9 protein-coding genes and 1 tRNA gene are annotated in these 16183 nt (G+C 75.1%); 6 read left to right on the forward strand and 4 right to left on the reverse strand.

The window, feature by feature from the left end:
• Window positions 1-112 precede the first annotated feature (112 nt).
• Window positions 113-886, forward strand: a complete 774-nt coding sequence (locus OG429_RS18600) for a TetR/AcrR family transcriptional regulator (protein WP_328926434.1) — start codon at window positions 113-115, stop codon at window positions 884-886.
• A 136-nt stretch (window positions 887-1022) separates the two neighbouring features.
• Window positions 1023-3065, forward strand: a complete 2043-nt coding sequence (locus OG429_RS18605) for a sigma-70 family RNA polymerase sigma factor (RefSeq protein ID WP_328926435.1) — start codon at window positions 1023-1025, stop codon at window positions 3063-3065.
• Here the strand turns inward: OG429_RS18605 and OG429_RS18610 are convergent.
• Window positions 3052-6273 carry an ATP-binding protein gene (locus tag OG429_RS18610; RefSeq protein ID WP_328926436.1) on the reverse strand — a complete coding sequence of 1074 codons (3222 nt, stop codon included), beginning with the start codon at window positions 6271-6273 and terminating at the stop codon, window positions 3052-3054. The genes OG429_RS18605 and OG429_RS18610 overlap by 14 nt on opposite strands.
• Before the next feature lie 167 nt (window positions 6274-6440).
• The gene (locus OG429_RS18615) at window positions 6441-8672 is read right to left on the reverse strand and encodes an asparagine synthase-related protein (RefSeq protein ID WP_328926437.1); all 2232 of its coding nucleotides are present in this window, start codon (window positions 8670-8672) and stop codon (window positions 6441-6443) included.
• 629 nt (window positions 8673-9301) lie between these two features.
• On the opposite strand from OG429_RS18615, the gene OG429_RS18620 reads away from it, so the two are divergent.
• From OG429_RS18620 to OG429_RS18635, 4 genes are all read left to right on the forward strand, one after another.
• Window positions 9302-10912: a sporulation protein gene (locus tag OG429_RS18620; protein WP_328926438.1), complete on the forward strand. Its 1611-nt coding sequence runs from the start codon at window positions 9302-9304 to the stop codon at window positions 10910-10912.
• A 30-nt stretch (window positions 10913-10942) separates the two neighbouring features.
• A complete protein-coding gene (lhgO, locus tag OG429_RS18625; protein ID WP_328926439.1) occupies window positions 10943-12175 on the forward strand; it encodes an L-2-hydroxyglutarate oxidase in 1233 nt (410 codons plus the stop codon).
• A gap of 80 nt (window positions 12176-12255) precedes the next feature.
• The gene (gene trmB / locus OG429_RS18630) at window positions 12256-13068 is read left to right on the forward strand and encodes a tRNA (guanosine(46)-N7)-methyltransferase TrmB (RefSeq protein ID WP_405679557.1); all 813 of its coding nucleotides are present in this window, start codon (window positions 12256-12258) and stop codon (window positions 13066-13068) included.
• A gap of 43 nt (window positions 13069-13111) precedes the next feature.
• Entirely contained in the window at window positions 13112-14488 is a 1377-nt protein-coding gene (locus OG429_RS18635) for a PrsW family intramembrane metalloprotease (RefSeq protein ID WP_405679555.1), read from the forward strand.
• On the opposite strand, the gene OG429_RS18640 is transcribed toward OG429_RS18635, so the two are convergent.
• Complete coding sequence (locus OG429_RS18640; protein ID WP_405679553.1) at window positions 14397-15440, reverse strand: M23 family metallopeptidase; 1044 nt, start codon at window positions 15438-15440, stop codon at window positions 14397-14399. The genes OG429_RS18635 and OG429_RS18640 overlap by 92 nt on opposite strands.
• 367 nt (window positions 15441-15807) lie before the next feature.
• A tRNA-Met gene (locus tag OG429_RS18645) sits at window positions 15808-15881 on the reverse strand.
• Window positions 15882-16183: the final 302 nt, after the last annotated feature.

Consider the following 16183-nt stretch of genomic DNA (forward strand, 5'->3'; position numbering starts at 1 on the left):
ACTATGTTCGTATCTCGTCGAGGAGTAAGACCGGGCCACCTGACCGTGGCCCCCTCGACGTGAAGGCGGGGAGTGTCTCCGGGGGGAGACAAATGATTACCGGGGGAAACATATGAACATTTCCGATTTCCATGGTTCTGCGACCGCACTCTCGGTCGAGACCAACGGTCGCGGTCTCGCGGGCGGCACCACGCACGGCGTGGGGCGGTCCACGCCGCTGCGCGTCGACGCCCAGCGCAATCTGGAGCACGTCCTGCGCGCGGCCCGCGAGGTCTTCGGCGAACTGGGATACGGGGCCCCGATGGAAGACGTGGCGCGACGCGCGCGCGTCGGCGTCGGCACGGTGTACCGGCGCTTCCCGAGCAAGGACGTCCTGGTCCGCCGAATAGCGGAGGAAGAGACCGCCCGGCTGACCGAGCAGGCCAAGGCCGCGCTGGGCCAGGAGGAGGAGCCGTGGCAGGCGCTGTCGCGCTTCCTGCGCACCTCCGTGGCCTCGGGTGCCGGGCGGCTGCTGCCTCCGCAGGTGCTCCGGGTGGGCTCGGCGGTCGAGGACGGCGTCGAGGAGTCCGGGGCGGCGCGGGTTCCGCACCAGCGCCAGGCCGTCTCGGCGAGCGGGGCTCCCGAGCTGCGCGTCGTGGGCGCCCGTCCGGCGATCGAGGACGAGCCGTCGGACGACTCGGGTGCCGGTGCGCTGCTGGAGGTCGTCGGCCGGCTGGTGGACCGTGCCCGGGAGGCCGGTGAGCTGCGGACCGACGTCACGGTGGCCGATGTGCTGCTCGTGATCGCCACCGCGGCGCCCGCGCTGCCCGACCCGGCGCAGCAGGCGGCGGCTTCGACCCGGCTGCTCGACATCCTGCTCGAAGGGCTGCGGTCCCGCACGGTGTGATTCCGGGTGGCAGTGCGGGATTTCACCGGACTGTCCCCGGATGGGTGGCTGGTGTGCAAAAGGGTTCGACGCGTGGCACCCGTGTGACACGCTTGATCGGTGTACCGGTTGAGTGTGTCGTGCGGGGGCTTCCGCGATGAGCGTTGACGGGCGGGAAGGGCCACTCGGTGGTACCGGTGGCGAGGCCGAAACGGACAGCCTGCCCGCACGCCAGGTACCCGCCCAGCGCGAACCGCGGGGCCGGCACCGCGCCTCGGCCGGCACCGGAGCCGAACTTCCCCCGTCCGACGGGGACCTGATCGCCCGGATGCGGGGTGGCGACGACGGCGCGTACGAGGAACTGTTCCGTCGGCACGCCGATTCCGTACGCCGCTACGCGCGGTCCTGCTGCCGGGACGCGCACACTGCCGACGACCTGACCGCCGAGGTGTTCGCGCGGACGCTGCAGGCGGTACGGGGCGGAGCCGGGCCGGACCAATCGGTACGGGCCTACCTGCTGACCACCGTGCGCAGGGTCGCCGCGGCCTGGACGAAGACCGCGAGGCGGGAGCATCTCGTCGAGGACTTCGCCGTCTTCGCCGAGCGGGCGGCTACAGGTACGGAGGGCGGGGCCGGGCTGTCCCGCCTGTCGGGCCTGTCCGGGGACGACACCCTCGAACTGGGCGCGGACGTCCGGGCGATGCACGAGGCCGAGCAGTCCCTCGCCATGCAGGCCTTCCGGAGTCTGCCCGAGCGGTGGCAGGCCGTGCTGTGGCACACCACCGTGGAGGAGGCCTCGCCGAGCGCGATCGCGCCGCTGTTCGGGCTGAGCGCCAACGCGACGGCGGTGCTGGCCAGTCGCGCCCGTGAGGGGCTCAAGCAGGCTTATCTGCAGGCCCATGTGAGTTCGGCGCTGAGTGCGGGCGGCGACTGCGCACGGTACGCGGACCGGCTGGGCGCCTACGCGCGCGGCGGGCTGCGGATGCGGGCGGAGCGGGGGCTGCGGGGGCACCTGGAGGAGTGCGCGAAGTGCCGGCTGGCCGCCGGGGAGCTCCGGGACGTCAACGCGGGCATTCCCGCGCTGCTTCCGGTCGCCGTCATCGGGTGGTTCGCCGCCGGGTACGCGGCCAAGGCCGCGGGGGTGGTGGCCGGTGGTGCCGTCGCCGCGGGTGGAGCCGGGGTCGCCGCGGCCGCCGTCGGCGGGTCGACCGCGGGGGCCGGGGCTGCCGGGGCCGGGACTGCGGGCGCCGGGGCTGCCGGTGGGGCCGCTGGGGCGGGCGCTGCCGGTGGTGCGGGGGCCGCGGGCGGGGCTGCCGGTGGGGCCGGTACGGGGTCCGGGGTCGGCGGCGCCGTGGCCGCCGAGGGGCTGGGGCTGTCGGCCAAGGCCGCCATCGCCGCCGGGATCGCGGTCGCCGCGGCCGCCGGTGTGGTGTTCGCACTGTCCGGGGACGACACCGCACCGCAAGCCCAGGCGAAGCCCGTGCCGGGCGTGGCGGCTCCGGTGGTGCCCGACGCGCCCGCCTCGCCCGCTCCGCCCGAGCCGGAGCCGAGCCCGCCCGGGGCGGAGCCGCCGCCCGCGCGGGGCTCCGTACCTCCGCCGAGTCCGGCGCCCGCCACGCCCGCCACGCCTGCCGCGCCCGCGCCCGCTCGGCCCTCGCCGTCGCCGTCTCCCTCGCCCAGCGAGGAGAAGCCCTCGCCGACCCCGGCTCCGAGCCGGACCTCGGCGAAGCCCACCCCCGCACCGGTGCCTCCGCCGACGCCGCCGCAGGGGTTCCAGCTGGCCCGGCTCGGCCAGTCGGCGTACGGGGACCACAGCGGCCCGGAGCTCCAGACCTGGCGCAGCAGCTGGGTGTGGCAGCGCTGGGGCCTGGAGGTGGGCGACCGGCGGTTCGGGCAGGGGATCACCGTGAACTCCCGTTCGTCCGTGGAGATCACCCTCAACCGGCAGTGCACGGCCTTCTCGGCGCGGGCCGGGGTGGACGGGCTGTCGCTGCTCACCGACGGCACGGTGCGGTTCTCCGTGTACGCCGACGGGCAGCGGCTGTGGCGGTCGGGCGCGCTCGGCTACGAGGACCCTGCCGCCGCCGTCGACGTCCCGCTGGCCGGGCGCAAGACGCTGCGGCTGGTGGTGGAGCAGGCCGGCCAGGGCAGTCTGCCGTCCCTGGCGAGCTGGGCCGACGCCGTGATCAGCTGCCGGTGAGGAGGGTGACGACCTCGGCCGGGGAGAGTGCGGCGCCCACCGCTTCCTCCTCCTTGTAGCGGTCGGGGCCCAGCACGGCGCGGGTGTCGTCCGGGAGTGCGTCGACGGCGGCCTGTTCCGGGACCGAGCGCGGGTGGCCCGCGCGCCAGGCGGTGGCCGCCGCGAGCAGCCGTACGGCCTCCGCGGCGCGGTCGGCGGCGGCCAGCAGCACGGCCGCGGTCTCGGTGAGCGAGGCCAGGACGCGCTCGGCGCAGTGCGCGGCGACGGCGACGGCCAGGGCCGGCCCGAGCTTGGCGAGGCCGGCCTCCGGGCCGTGTTCGCCGGCGGTGAGGACGGCTTCGATGTTGTCGAGCCCGGCGGTGAGCTGCGGGGGCACCGTGATCTTGCCGGCCGCGGTCCGGGCGCGTTCGCAGGCGGAGCGGGCCCCGCCGCTGTCCCCGCGTACGAGGGCGAGCAGCGCGGTGAGGAGGCCGCCGTAGGCCTGGATGTCGTAGATGCCGCCGTGCGCGTACTGTTCGGCTTCGCCGTGGGCCTGCGCCACCAGGCGCTCGGACTCGTCGAAGTTCCCGGCGCAGAAGGCGCCCTCCGCGAGGCGGGCGAGGGCGAAGGGCGCCTCGGTGTGGGCGCCGACCTCGCGGGCCAGGCGCAGGCACTCCTCGTACTCGGCGCGGGCCTGGTCGTAGCGGCCGCGGGAGAGCGCCACCTCGCCGGCGGCGCTGGCGACCTGGCCGCGGGTCCAGCGGTCACCGACCCGGCGGGCGATCTCGTGCAGTTCGGCGAGGTCGGTGTCGACGGCGGGCAGGCCTCCGGTGATGTCGATGGCCACATGGGTGCGGAGCATGAGGGTGACGCCCAGCTCCCAGTCGCCGCCGTGGCGGCGGCAGTTGGCGACGGTCATCTCCAGCCCGGCGCGGAAGTCGATGGTGCCGCCGGTGAGGAAGGACGTCATCGGCCAGAGCATGCCGGGGAACCGGGCAGCCTCGGGGCCGCCGGCCGCGAACACCCGCTGCATCTCGGCGGCGAGCGCGACGTTCTGCGGGGTGCCGAACTCCTCGGGCGAGCGGCCGTCGCCGAGCAGGATGAGGTGCAGGAGCCGCAGGCGCATGAAACGCCAGTACTCGGGCGTGCCCTCGGGCTGCTCGGCGGAGGTGACGGCCAGGACGCGCTCGGCCCATTCGGCGCCCTCGGTGCGGTAGTTGCGCAGCCACCAGAACCAGCCGAGGGCGAGCGCGAGGCGCTGGGCGCACCCGGTGGCCCCGGCAGCGGCGGTGGTGTGGAGGAGCGCGGCGCGGAGGTTGTCGAGCTCGGTCTCGACGCGGCGGATCCAGGGGAGCTGGGCGGCGGACCGCAGGAGGGGTTCCGCCTCCTCGGCGAGGGACAGGAAGTGCGCGGCGTGGCGGTGGGCGGCGGCGGCGCGGTCGGCGGGGTGCGCGTCCGCGCGCTCGGCGGCGTACTCGTGGATGGTCTCCAGCATCCGGTAGCGCATGCCGTCGCCGGGCTCGGGGCCCGGTTCGGCCAGGACGAGGGACTTGTCGACGAGGGAGCCCAGGACGTGGGGGACGTCGGGGCCGCGGCCGTCGGCGTCGGCGTCTCGGTCTCCGTCGGCGTCTCCGTCGGCGCAGACGGCTTCGGCGGCCGGCAGGTCGCAGCCGCCGGCGAAGACGGACAGGCGGCGCAGCACCGCCCGCTCCGGCTCGTCGAGCAGGTCCCAGGACCAGTCGACGACGGCGCGCAGGGTCTGCTGTCGCGGCAGGAGGGTCCGGGCGCCGCTGGTCAGGAGCCGGAAGCGGTCGTCGAGGCGGTCGGCGATCTGGCGCGGGGTGAGCAGCCGCAGCCGGGCCGCGGCCAGCTCGATCGCGAGCGGGAGACCGTCGAGGCGGGCGCAGATCTCGGCGACGGCCTCCGGGTCCGCGGCGGGGGTGAAACCGGGACGGACGGCGGCGGCGCGGTCGGCGAAGAGCCGGTGCGCGGGGTCGGGCGGGAGCGGGTCGACGGGCCGGACGGTTTCACCGGGCACGCCGAGGGGTTCGCGACTGGTGGCCAGGATCCGGACACCGGGGCAGTGGGTGAGGATCTCCTCGGCCAGCCCGGCGGCGGCGCCGATGACGTGTTCGCAGTTGTCGAGGACGAGGAGCAGGCGGCGCTGCGCGCAGTGCTCGACGAGTTGGGCGGTGGGGTCGTCGGCGGTGGTCTTCTCACGGCCGACCAGGGTGTTCTCGCGCAGGCCCAGGGCGCTGAGGACGGCGCCGGGTACGGCCGCGGGGTGGTCGAGGCGGGCGAGCTCGACGAGCCAGCCGGGTTCGGGATGGGCCCAGGCCGCGTGCTCGGCGAGCCGGGTCTTTCCGGATCCGCCCGGTCCGGTGAGGGTGATGAGGCGCAGGCGGGCCAGGTCGGTGTGCAGGGAGGCGAGTTCGGGCTCGCGGCCTACGAAGGAGGTGAGGCGGGGGCGGAGGTTGCCGGCGGGCACCTGCGGCGCGGGCCGGAGCAGCTCCGCGTGCAGGGCGGTGAGTTCGGGCCCGGGGTCGGTGCCGAGACCGTCGGCGAGGGCGCGGCGGGTGCGCTCGTACGCGGCGAGGGCGTCGGCGGGGCGGCCGGCCGCGCGCAGGGCGCGGAGCTGCTGGGCGCGCAGGGGCTCGTCGTACGGGCGCTCCTGGATCAGCGCCTCGATCTCCGGGAGGAGGGACGCCGGGTCGGCGGAGCCGCTGCGGAGCTCGGCATCGATCCGGTCGCGGACGGCGGCGGTGCGGTGCGCTTCGGGGGCGGCCGCGTGGGCGGCGCGGGCGGGCTCGGGCAGGTCGGCGAGGGCCGGTCCGCGCCACAGGGCCAGGGCGGTGCGCAGGGTGTCGGCGGCGGCAGCGGGGTCGGTGGCGAGCTGTCGGCCGCCTTGGGCGGCGAGCCGGGTGAACCGGTGCAGGTCGATGTCCTCGCGGGCGGCGGCGAGGCGGTAGCCGCCGACGGGGTCGGCGTGGACGGAGTCCCGGCCGCCGAGGGCGCGGCGGAGCCGCGCGACGAGCGCCTGGAGGGCGGCGGGGGCGTCGTGGGGCGGATCGTCGCCCCAGACCTCGTCGACGAGGTCGGTTACGGAGGCCCGGCCGCCGCCGCGGAGGGCGAGGGCGGCGAGGAGAGCGCGCAGGCGGGCGCCTCCGACGGGGAGGGGGGCGCCGGTCTCGTCGCGCGCCTCGGTGGCGCCAAGTATGAGATACCGCACCGGCCAATTCTGCCTGGTCCGGCGGCGGGTGGCAGCGATTTCCCGGCCGGTGCGCGTGGCCCGGGTCCGCCGGTACGGGGCCGCGCCTGATCGGAGGCACGCGGCCGGGGCCCGTGGAACCGGCCGCGGGCGGAGGCGGCCGGAGTCCGGGGCGGCGAGGCGCGGTGTCAGGAGCCGCTGCGCAGCGGGCGGGGAGCCCCTCCGGGGCCGAGCCGCGCGAGCGGCGCGTCGAGGGGCGGAGCCGGGACCGCGCGGCGGCGGGCCGTGGACGTGCCGGTCCAGCAGGTGCCGCGGCGGGCCAGGAGGCGGTGCAGCCACAGCTCCATCGAGACGAGTTCCGCCAGCCCGTCCAGCGGGACCGGGCGGCCGTCCGCCGCGTCGAGCAGGGCCTGTTGGACGACGCGGGCGTCGATCAGCCCAGCGTCCGCCAGCAGCGGCGAGGCGAACAGCGACAGCAGCTCGGTCAGGGCCGCCCGCAGCCCCAGCCGGGTGGCCGTCTCATTGGGGGCGTGGGCCGTGACACCCCAGCCCGGCGGGAGTTCCCGTACACCGGCCGAGGACAGGACGCTGCGCAGGATCGCGGCCCGGGCCCCGGGCTGGACGCGCAGGGATTCGGGGAGGGCGCGGGCGGCCCGTACGACCTGGTTGTCCAGGAAGGGGGCGTGCAGGCGCTGGCTGCGGACCTCCACGGCCTGCTCGAAGACCCGGTGGTCCGCGGCGTGGCGGGCGAGCAGCGCGCGGGCGCGGGCCTCCCCCGGCCGCAGCGACAGCGGAGGGCGGCCGGCGGCGGCCGTGAGACGGATCGATACTTCCGCCAGTGCCTCGCCCGTCAGCCAGCCCGCCGCCGGTCCCGGCCGGGACCAGGTCAGGGCGGCGAGGGAAGCGTCCACCGGACCGGAGACGCGATCGGTGACCCCGCCCTCGCGGAGTCTGGCCGCGGCGGCCTCCATGCCCGTGCGGTACGGCGTACGGGCGAGTCTGCGGGCTGCGGAGTACACGGTCAGCGGCACCAGCAGGGACTCCCCGGAAGCTCCGGAGGCGGAGGCCGAACGGGCCAGGGCGGCCACCGGGCGCAGGAGGTGGCGGCGGCGGCGGTCCATCAGGAGGTCGGCCATGCGGGCCGGGTGCGCGTCGAGGACCTGGCGGGCGCCGTGGCCGGTGAAGTGGTCGGCCGAGCCGGCGGCCAGCCGGCGCCGCTCGCGGGCGGCGAAGACGAGGGACGGTCCGGGTTCGTCGGTGAGCGGGCCGTCGAGTTCGGCGTACGGGAGGGCTTCCTCGGCGGCGGCCACCACGACGTGGTGCAGGCGGGGGTCGGCCGCGATGGCCCGGGCCCGCTCCAGTTCCGGTTCGCGGCCCTGCGGGGTGGCCAGGTCGTTGAAGGTGACCGCCAGCAGCCGGGCCCCGCCCTGGCCGGCGAGGCTGCCCGGGGCTCCGGGCAGGCCGGCCGCGAGCAGGGCCAGGGTCGCGGAGGCGCTGCCGCCGGAGAGGTCGGCGCCCACCCCCGGGGCCGGGGCGCCGCGGGCCGCGCGCCGGTCGGCGGGGCCCATGCCGGGCACGGGGCCGGGATCGTACGGCGGCAACGTGTCGGGGGCATGGCGGGGCGCCGTGAGCCGGGCGCGCACGGCATCCACCAAAGCTTCCCGTACGCCCTCCACCGCGCGCTCGGGTTCGGACTCGGGGGCGGCCACCGCGAGCGAGGCGACCGCCTCGTAGCCGGTGATCTCGCGGGAGCCCTCGCGCAGGATGAGCGCGTGCCCGGGCGGGATGCGGCGGACACCGGCGTACGGTGTGCCGTCGCCCAGTGCCTCCGGGCTGTCGGGGCAGGCCAACAGGGCGGCGAGATGACCGATGTCGAGCTGCGCCTCGATGAGGTCGGCGAGCGGGAGGGCGGCGGTGGCGTACGCCGTGCCGCTGGCCCAGGGGGTGTAGAAGACGGGCCGCGCGCCCGCGAGGTCGCCGACGACGGTGATCCGGCGGCCGGCCTGGACGACGGCGGTGTAGCTGCCGGGCCACTGGGTGAGGTGGCGCAGGGCCCCGCCGCGGGCGGCGTAGAGCGCGCGGCGCAGTTCGGCGTCGGTCGCGCCGCAGCAGCCGAGGACGGCGAGCCGGGTGAAGGGATCGGCCGGGTCCGCGGTGAGGGTGCGGATCTCGTCGGGGCGCCAGTCGCCGACGGCCCAGAGCGGGTCGGGGTCGCCCCAGAGCAGTTGGGCGCCGACGGGGTGGACGGTGCGCTCGGCGTCCACGCCGGGATCGCCCGGGTGGGCGGCGTCCGCGATGCCACCGTGCAGGGGCGCGCCGCCCTCGTCGTAGCCGCCTTGTCCGTAACCGCCCTGGCCGAAGACGCGGCCGGCCGTGCCGAAGCTCGCGGCGATACTGCTCCAACCCACCAACCAGCGCACCGCCGCCTCCCCAGCCTGTGGGCACATGACCGGGGCACGGGCAGCACGGTCGGCGCTGAGGGCGCGGCCGGCGGGACCCCGGATGGCTCGGGTCCATGCTGCCACGGGAGAGGCGTGCGAGAGGGTCAAAGGGGGCGCGCATGCAAACGAACACGCCCCCGCCACGCGGTATTTGGCGTTCCGTTCCACTCGCCCCATAGGTCACTTTCGGCCATTCTTCGGCCGTACTGAGAGCCGCCGGAGGCCATCGGCCGCCGGTGCGCGGGCGCGGTACGGGAGGCGGAATCCACCCCCCGGACCGTCCCGCCACCCGCGGGGATTGAGGTGGCGGCATCCCCCGGCCCGCCCGATCCGCGCAGCGGGCCGACCCACGCACCGCACATCGAATCGCCGGGCCCCCCGACCGGCCAGAGCGCACGGGCGGGCGCACGGCCACACGGACGGAGCACGCGATGACACGTGCGCCCCGAGCACAGGTCCGGACCGGACTGTGCAAACGGACAACAATCCCGCCATACGGAAGTCGGGGCCTTAACGCTTGGGAGGCGGGGAACTACGCTGGGTTTACGAAATGCCGGGCGCCTATGCCCCGGCGGCGTATGCGTTCCGCGTGTGACGAGGGGTGGCGCATGTCCAGGGAGCTCCGCGAGCCCAATGAGAAGCTCGGCGCCGTCCTCGCCCTCGCGGGCATCAGCAACGCCGGGCTGGCCCGGCGGGTCAACGACCTCGGCGCGCAGCGCGGCCTGACGCTTCGGTACGACAAGACGTCGGTGGCCCGGTGGGTGTCGAAGGGGATGGTGCCGCAGGGCGCCGCCCCGCATCTGATCGCGGCCGCCATCGGCGCGAAGCTGGGGCGGCCCGTGCCCCTGCACGAGATCGGCCTGGCGGACGCGGACCCCGCGCCCGAGGTCGGCCTGGCCTTCCCGCGTGACGTGGGCGCGTCGGTGCGGTCGGCTACCGACCTCTACCGGCTCGACCTGGCGGGCCGGCGCGGCGGTGGCGGGATCTGGCAGTCGCTCGCCGGTTCGTTCTCGGTGGCGGCGTACGCGACGCCCGTCTCGCGCTGGCTGATATCTCCCGCCGACGGTTCGGTGGCACGCGAGCCGACGGTCCCCGGCACATCGGTCCAGACCCCCTCGGCTCAGACGCCCACGGGCCTGGCGCCCACGGCTCACGACGCGCCGCCGCACGACGCACCGGTGGTCGGCCCCGCGACCGGCCCGACGACAGGGCCCGTGACGGGGGCGGCGGGCAGTCTGCCCGCTCCGCCGTCCACCGTTGTGCCCGCCCAGACCGGCCCCGAAACGCTGCGCGACCACGTCCAGCGCGTGGGCCACAGCGACGTGACGAAGCTGCGCGAGGCCGCCGAGGACGCCCGCCGCTGGGACTCCAAGTACGGCGGAGGGGACTGGCGTTCGTCGATGGTGCCCGAGTGCCTGCGGGTGGACGCGACGCCCCTGCTGCTCGGCTCCTACAGCGACGAGGTGGGCCGCGCCCTGTTCGGCGCGACTGCCGAACTGACCCGGCTCGCCGGATGGATGGCCTTCGACACCGGCCAGCAGGAGGCGGCCCAGCGCTACTACATCCAGGCGCTGCGCCTCTCCCGCGCGGCCGCGGACGTACCCCTCGGCGGTTACGTGCTGGCCTCGATGTCCCTGCAGGCGACCTACCGGGACTTCCCGGACGAGGGCGTGGACCTCGCGCAGGCGGCCGTCGAACGCAACCGGGGCCTGGCCACGGCCCGCACCATGAGCTTCTTCCGCCTCGTCGAGGCCCGGGCGCACGCGAAGGCGGGCGACTCGGCCGCCGCGGGCGCCGCGCTGCGGGCGGCCGAGGGCTGGCTCGAACGCGCCCGGGACGGCGATCCGGACCCGACCTGGCTCGGTTTCTACTCGTACGACCGTTTCGCGGCGGATGCGGCAGAATGCTACCGGGACCTCAAACTGCCGCGGCAGGTCCGGCGCTTCACCGAGCAGGCCCTGTCCCGGCCCACCGAGGAGTACGTACGGTCGCACGGGCTGCGCCTGGTGGTGAGCGCGGTCGCCGAGCTGGAGTCGGGCAACCTCGACGCGGCCTGCGCGGCAGGCACCCGGGCGGTCGAGGTGGCGGGCCGGATCTCCTCGGCGCGGACGACCGAATACGTGCGGGACCTGCTGCACCGCCTGGAACCGTACGGGGACGAGCCGCGCGTCGCGGAGCTGCGCGAGCGGGCCCGGCCGCTGCTGGTGGCGCCGGCGTAGGGCCTGTCCGGCCGCGTTGTCGGTGGCGGGGTGCAGTATGCAGGGGTGGGAGGTGTCGGCGTGGGCGGTGGCGTGGACTGCGATGTGCTGGTGATCGGCGGCGGAATCGTCGGCCTGTCGACGGCGCACGCCCTGTCGCGCCTGGCCCCCGGGACCCGGGTGGTGGTCCTGGAGAAGGAGACCGGTCCGGCCCGGCACCAGACGGGCCGCAACAGCGGGGTGATCCACAGCGGCATCTACTACCGCCCCGGATCGCTCAAGGCGCGCTTCGCGGTGCGCGGCGCCGCCGAGATGGTCAAGTTCTGCGCGGAACACGGGATCGCGCACGAGGTGACGGGCAAGCTGATCGTCGCCACCGGGCGCGAGGAGCTGCCGCGGCTGCACGCCCTGGTCCAGCGGGGCCGGGAGAACGGCATTGCGGTGCGCGAGCTGGGCCCGGCCCAGATCGCGGAGTACGAACCGCAGGTGCGGGGCCTGGCCGCGATCCACGTGGCCAGCACCGGCATCGCGGACTTCGGCGAAGTGACCGCCCAGCTCGCGGAGTCCTCGGGCGCCGAGATCGTCTACGGCGGCGCGGTGGACCTGATCTCCCGCCGCCCCTCCGCCGTGGCGGTGCGCACCACCTCCGGCCTGGTGGTCCGGGCCCGGGTCCTGGTGAACTGCGCGGGCCTGCAGTGCGACCGGATCGCCCGCCTGGCCGGTGACGACCCCGGGATGCGGATCATCCCGTTCCGCGGCGAGTACTACGACCTGGCCCGCCCCGAGCTGGTCCGCGGGCTGGTCTACCCGGTCCCCGACCCGGCCTTCCCCTTCCTCGGGGTCCACCTGACCCGGGGCATCGGGGGCGGCGTCCACGTCGGCCCCAACGCCGTGCCCGCCCTGGCCCGCGAGGGGTACGCCTGGTCCACGGTCCGGCCGCGCGACATCGGCTCCGAGCTGTCCTGGCCGGGATCCTGGCGGATGGCCGCGCGGCACTGGCGGTACGGGGCCGGTGAGATCCACCGCTCGCTGTCGAAGCAGGCCTTTACCCGGGCGGTACGCCGCCTGCTGCCGGCCGTCACCCCCGCCGATCTGAGACCCGCCGCGGCCGGGGTCCGCGCACAGGCCGTCCTGCGGGACGGGACCTTGGTGGATGACTTCCTGATCCGGGACGCCCCGCGGACGGTGCACGTCCTCAACGCCCCGTCGCCGGCCGCGACCGCCTCGCTCCCGATCGGCCGCGAGATCGCCACCCGCGCCCTGGCCACCCTGCGCACCTCCTGACCGGGTCCCCGCCGTGCGCCACGGGGCGGCCCGGCGCAGCCGAGACCCGACCCCGGCCCCCGTCGTAGAATCAGCGCATTGTGTCTGAGTCCCGAAACCCCCAGCCGCCCAGCCTCCCGGACGCCGCTCCGGAGGCGACCTCGTACGTGCCTCCCAAGTGGCGGACCGAGCCCCGGTTCCCCGACGGGCCGTCGCCGGACCCGGCCGGCTCGCACCACGAGCGGCGCATCCGGAGCTTCCAGCCCCGGCGCAGCAGGGTCACCACCGGCCAGGGCGAAGCCCTGAAGCGCCTGTGGGGCACCTGGGGCCTCGACATCGACGGCCACGAGGTCATCGACCTGGAGGCCCTCTTCGGCGGCCTCCCCGTCGTCCTGGAGATCGGCTTCGGCATGGGCGAGGCCACCGCGCAGATGGCCGCCGCCGACCCCGCCACCGGCATCCTCGCCGCCGACGTGCACACCCCCGGCCAGGGCAACCTCCTCGCCCTCGCGGAGCGCGGCGGCATGACCAACGTCCGCGTGGCCAACGGCGATGCGATCATCCTGCTGCGCGAGATGCTGCCGCCCGACTCGCTCGCCGGGATCCGCGTCTACTTCCCGGACCCGTGGCCCAAGGCCCGCCACCACAAGCGCCGGCTGATCCAGCCCGAGTTCCTCACCCTGGCCGCGACCCGCCTGGCCCCCGGGGCCGTGCTGCACTGCGCGACCGACTGGGAGCCGTACGCCGAGCAGATGCTCGAAGTCCTCACCGCCCACCCGGACTTCGAGAACACGCAGAGCCACGGCGGCTACTCCCCGCGCCCCGACTTCCGTCCGCTCACCCGCTTCGAGGGCCAAGGCCTCGACAAGGGCCATGTCGTACACGACTTGCTCTTCCGTCGCACCGAGAACTGACAACGTCACTCCACGTGTCGGAACGACTCGGTAGGGTCATCATGTGTTCCGAGCGCTCCGCCCTCAGCTCGCCCGGCTCGCACGCCCGTCGGGCACGGTCCGCGTGTGCGTGCTCGTCGTCCTGCTCGCCGGCACGGGGATCGCGATCCTCGAACTCGTACGGGAACAGACGGGCACAGCAGGCTTCTTCGTAGGCCTCGGCCTGGCCCTGCTACCGGTGGCGCCCCTCATGGCGGCCTTCCGGTGGGTCGGCCGGGCCGCGCCCGCGCCCTGGCTCCAGCTGCTGTTCTGCTTCGGCTGGGGCGCCTGCACGGCCGCGCTGATCGCCATACTGGCCAACAGCTTCGCCACCGAGTGGATAGCCGCGGCCACGGCCGACCCCGCCGATGCCGACGCCCTCGGCTCGGTGGCGATCGCCCCCGTGGTGGAGGAGTGTGCCAAGGCGGCGGCCCTGCTCCTCGTCTTCGTCTTCCGCAGACGGCATTTCACCGGCCCCGCCGACGGCTTCGTGGTGGCCGGCTTCACCGCCACCGGCTTCGCCTTCACCGAGAACATCCTCTACCTGGGCAACGCCTTCGGTGAGGACGTGGCCGAAGGCACCGGCGTCCTGGACTCGGTGACGGCGGCGACGTTCTTCGTACGGGTGGTGCTGTCGCCGTTCGCGCATCCGCTGTTCACCGTGCTCACCGGGCTCGGTTTCGGCGCGGCCGCGGTCAGCGCCCGCCGGGTGCGCAGGATCGGTTTGCCGCTGCTCGGCCTGGCGCTCGCCATGACCATGCACGCGCTGTGGAACAGCGCCTCCCAGTTCGGGGAGTCCGGGTTCTACGTGGTCTACGGCTGCGTGATGGTCCCGGCGTTCGGGGTGCTGCTGTGGCTGGCGGTCCGGATAAGGCGACGCCGGTTGCGGGCCGTCGCCGGGGAGCTCGCGCTGTACGCGGCCGCCGGCTGGCTCGGTCCGGCCGAGGTCCCGGCCCTGGCCTCGATGCCGGCCCGGTCGCTGGCCCGCAGCCTGGCCCGGCGCAGCGGTGGCCGGGCCGCCGGGCGGGCGGTCGCCCTGTACGAGGCGGACGCGGCGGCCCTGGCGCTGCTGCGCAACCGGGCGCGCCGGGGCGGCCCGGTGCGCGAGCCGGATTTCGCCGGCCGGGAGCGGGAGCTGCTCCGCAGCCTCTGGCAGCGCCGGGCGACGGCGGGCCCCGCGCTGGCCCGGGCGGCGGTCATGGAGGAGCTGCTTCCGCCCTGGTTCGACCCGCTGGACCGCGGGCCGTACCGCGGCGCCGCACCCGCCGAGGCGCTGGCCGGCGTACCGGCGCCCAGGCCGTCTCCGTCGCCTAGACGTCAAGGCCCTTGGAGGTCAGCCACGGCAGCGGGTCGATCGTCGAGCCGCCCTTGCGGACTTCCAGGTGGAGATGGGGTCCGGTGACGTTGCCGGTGGCGCCGACGCGGCCGATGGTCTCGCCGGGAGCGACCGTGCCGGAGGTCACCGACATCGAGGAGAGGTGGCAGTACCAGACCTCCGTACCGTCATCCAGCTGCAGCACGATCCGGTAGCCGTACGCGCCGGACCAGCCGGCCGAGGCGATCTTCCCGGCGGCCACGGCCTTGGCCGGGGTGCCGGTGGGAGCGGCGAAGTCGAGGCCCGTGTGGTAGCCGGAGGACCACATGGAGCCGGAGTCGCCGTAGTGCGAGGTGAGGGTGTAGGCGGAGGTGGGCAGGGAGTAGCTCCCGGCCAGTTTGGCGACGCGCTCCTGCTCGGCCTTGGCCTCGGCGGCCTTCCGGGCCTCCTCGGCCTCCTGCGCCGCCTTCGCCTCGGCCTGCGCCGCAGCTTCCTCGGCCACCTTGCGCGCGGCGTCCACCTTGGCCTTGGCCTCCTGGGCGGCGGTCTCGCGGGCGGCCCGCTCGGCCTCCGCCTGCGCCTGCGCCGCCGCGGCGGCGTGCTGGGAGTCGGCCTGCTGGAGGATGCGGTTGCGCAGCACCTCACCGGCGTCCGCGCTCCGGTCGGACTGCTGGGGGATGATCCCGTTCCTCGCGGCCGCCCCGGCCGCCTCCCCGGAAGCGTCCTCCGCCTGGCGGACGTCGTCCGCGGTGAACCCGCCGTCGGCGCCGTCGGGCATCAGGTCGGGCAGCGACGGCAGGGATATCGCGACTTGGGGGCGGTCCTGCGCGGTGGCGATGCCGCCCGCGCCGACCGCCGCGATGACACCGACGCCCAGCACGGTGGAGCTGCGCGCGAGTCCGCCGCGCTGCTTGGCCACCCGGTGCTTGCCGCGGACCGGACGGACCGAATCCTCGGTGGGATTCCACTCGCCCCAGGCACCCGCGGTGGGCGGCTCCTGGATCTCGGTGCCTTCAGGGGCAGGCAAGTTGGAGGCCACCGGGGCACACTCCTCGTTGACACGCACGCGCAGGGCGCCATCTCTTGCGACGGCTGGGACGACCGCGCTGCGTTATCGAAAGGTAATAGACGCGGGGGAGTGATTCCAAGCTGTTGCGCTTGATCGTTCGTACCAATCGGCCACTCACCGATGAGTCTTGGCCACGCCTTTCCGCAGCAAAAGCGGATCAAGTCGGGCAAAAATCAAGCGACTCCCCACCTCTCCGGCCACACGCCGGGCATGACGAGTCGTCAGTTTCCTTGCGGAGAGCATTCTTTCAATTACACACAGTCCTGCGCGCCGTCGGCCGGCAGGCCGGAACACGACGAAGGCCCGGTTCCCAAGGGAACCGGGCCTTCGTACTGAGTAGCGGGGACAGGATTTGAACCTGCGACCTCTGGGTTATGAGCCCAGCGAGCTACCGAGCTGCTCCACCCCGCGTCGGTAAACACAACTCTACGCCATCCGGGGGGAGGGCTCCGCCAATTAATCGCCAACCCACCTCAAAGACCCACATCACCACAGGTCAGAGCCCTGAAACCGGACTTCCGCGGGACCCGGAACGGGCCGGGATCGGGGGCCCGTCAACGAAGATCATCTCTGTTGCACGCCGGTGACACTTCAGGGATGGTTCCGGGATCGGATCCGGGCGAGGATTCACCTGTCGCCAAGGCCAGGGGGGAACACGGACCGGCCGGGCGACAGCAACCACACCAACGGCTCGGCGCTCTGCCGATGCCCCT

The organism is Streptomyces sp. NBC_00190 (assembly GCF_036203305.1).
Classification (GTDB): Bacteria; Actinomycetota; Actinomycetes; order Streptomycetales; family Streptomycetaceae; genus Streptomyces.

Coding starts and splice junctions, on each gene's coding strand:
- OG429_RS18600 (WP_328926434.1), top strand. CDS start 113: ATGAACATTTCCGATTTCCATGGTTCTGCGACCGCACTCTCGGTCGAG.
- OG429_RS18605 (WP_328926435.1), top strand. CDS start 1,023: ATGAGCGTTGACGGGCGGGAAGGGCCACTCGGTGGTACCGGTGGCGAG.
- OG429_RS18620 (WP_328926438.1), top strand. CDS start 9,302: ATGTCCAGGGAGCTCCGCGAGCCCAATGAGAAGCTCGGCGCCGTCCTC.